The sequence below is a fragment of the Streptomyces sp. NPDC054765 genome (assembly GCF_053612065.1).
On sequence record NZ_JBSHBP010000149.1, the window covers coordinates 1 to 1,721 of the forward strand.

Annotated in this window: 1 protein-coding gene and 1 pseudogene; both read right to left on the minus strand. The window is 62.2% G+C overall.

Features of this window, described 5'->3' with window-relative positions:
- Window positions 1-49: 49 nt before the first annotated feature.
- Window positions 50-223 (minus strand): hypothetical protein, encoded by a 174-nt coding sequence (locus tag ACWGJY_RS37490; RefSeq protein WP_453265369.1) that lies wholly within the window; start codon window positions 221-223, stop codon window positions 50-52.
- An 18-nt stretch (window positions 224-241) separates the two neighbouring features.
- Window positions 242-1,005: pseudogene (gene thyX / locus ACWGJY_RS37495) on the minus strand (FAD-dependent thymidylate synthase).
- Window positions 1,006-1,721: the final 716 nt, after the last annotated feature.

The following is a 1,721-nucleotide window of genomic DNA, read 5'->3' on the forward strand; positions in this document are numbered from 1 at the left end:
CAAGCGAGTACTTCGACGTCCCCAACGGGAACTCCTGTTCTTCGGATCCTCACGATCCAATGATCAGGGTGTCCACGATCAAGGGGTAACGCCCGCCAGCAGCTCCCCCGCCGTAGACGATCTCGTGTCCGGCAGCGGCCAGCTCCTTGGCGAAGACGCTCGCGGCCTCCTGGTAGGCGGGCCGGTTGCCCAGGGCGGATCCAGCGTAAACCGTGACGCGCATGGCATAGACCTCCGGCAGTCAGGGGCTAACGCGCCCGTACTTCTCAAAGGCCTCGTGGGCCAGCGGCATCAGCCGCGCAAATTCCGCCTCCATCTGCTCGGCCACCAACTCGATCTCGCGCTGCGGATGCGATACGTACGCAGCGTCAGCGCGGTTCGTACGCAGCCCGAGGAAGTCCATGAGCGAGCGAGCGTTGCAGGACGCGTACACAGTGGAGTACGTGGCCACCGGGAGCACCATGCGGGCGAGTTCACGAGCGATTCCGGCATCGAGCATCCGCTGGTATTCACGAAAAGCAGCGCGATATGCCTCGTTGGTGGCCTCACTGACCAGTGCGTAGTCCTGGTCGCTGCCAGGCACGTACTGGTAGTGGCCAGGCTCCCTACCTGCTTCAGTGCCCGGTCGCGGTCCGGTACATAGAAGACGTTCTTGAGTTCCTTGTAACGCGCGCTCTCCTCATTGAACGACCACATCCGATGGCGCATCATATGACGGATCGCGAAAATCGGTGCATGCACCAGGAACGTCAAAGAATTGTGCTCGAAGGGGCTCCCGTGGCGGCTGCGCATTAAATACCGGATGAGCCCTCCGATATATCCCTCGCCCCGTTCCTCGCGGTGAGCCTCCTCTCCCGCAGTGGATACTCGTGCTGCGCGTACGACTCCGATGTCAGAGGCCGTGTGGTCGACGAGCTCTACGGTGATGCGGCTGCGCAGCTCGATCTCTGATGCGAGCACTGCCGGTTCGGTGGCCTCGGTCTCGATTGTCGGACTGATCGTCATCTTGCTTTCCTCCGCTGGATTGGTTAGGTGTCGTCGGCGGGCTAGTTGAGCCGGCTTCAGTCCCAACCGTGGTCGCTGGTCAAAGCGCCAACGGCAATGACCGTCGCGGTGCCATCGGTGGCTGGAGAAAAGCCGGCCGACCGGCCGCCGCCGGCATTGGCAATGACGGCGGCCTGCGGAGCGCGATGAACGGATGAGACCTTTGCCCAAAATCCGACATTGCACATAATCCCCGTACCCCCAGGTCAGTGTTTGCGAGCGATCGTTCGCTCACGACCCCCATTCTCCAAAGGCCAGGGACGCGCTGTAAGGGTCAATCTTGTGCACTTCGTAAGTTGGAATCCTGAGCTGCTGTGAGTTTGGAAGGGCCTCTGATGTCTGAGTTACGGTCCGGGTGTAGGACAACCACCGGCAGTGCCAGCATCACGCAGATACTCCGAAGAACTCTGCGCGCGCCGTCCCACGAAGTCCGCGCCACCGCTGGCCCGTCGCGCACGTCGCGAGGGACCTCGGTACTACCGCGCCGATCAATGGCATGACATGAACCGGTCCCGCATCCCTGATGCATGCGGTGCAGGACCAGGTCGGGGCTGGGCCGGAGCCTGGTTGGCGCAAGACCTTGTGAGCTTGTTCCGCTTTGACGGACACCATTGGTGTGGTGGTCAGGCTGCGAGTGCGGTCTCATATTCGGCGGGACTGCGGTAGCCGAGGCTGCT

Excerpts from the sequence above, each read along its gene's own strand:
- ACWGJY_RS37490 (WP_453265369.1), bottom strand. The coding sequence starts at position 223 with ATGCGCGTCACGGTTTACGCTGGATCCGCCCTGGGCAACCGGCCCGCC.